The sequence below is a fragment of the Enterobacter sp. UNJFSC 003 genome (genome assembly GCF_036903355.1).
In the GTDB taxonomy this organism is placed as follows: Bacteria; Pseudomonadota; Gammaproteobacteria; order Enterobacterales; family Enterobacteriaceae; genus Enterobacter.
On sequence record NZ_JBAKHK010000192.1, the window covers coordinates 1 to 266 of the forward strand.

A 266-nucleotide genomic window follows, 5' to 3' on the forward strand; every position below is an offset into this window, starting at 1 on the left:
GGGGAAGGGCGCATCGACTCGCAAACGGCAGGCGGTAAAGCGCCGCTGGGTGTGGCGTCGGTGGCGAAGCAGTTTAATGTACCGGTGATTGGGATTGCTGGCGTATTGGGTGATGGCGTGGAAGTGGTGCACCAGTACGGCATTGATGCGGTATTCAGCATTTTGCCACGTCTGGCACCTTTAGCCGAAGTGCTCGCCAGCGGTGAAACCAATCTCTTCAACAGCGCGCGAAATATTGCCTGCGCCATTAAAATAGGTCAGGGCAT

The 266-nt window shown here is 56.4% G+C and carries 1 protein-coding gene; it reads left to right on the forward strand.

Annotation, left to right across the window (positions count from 1 at the left end; all coding sequences use genetic code 11):
- On the forward strand, window positions 1-266 hold a 266-nt coding region (locus tag V5P19_RS23745; RefSeq protein ID WP_334408006.1), incomplete at both ends, for a glycerate kinase.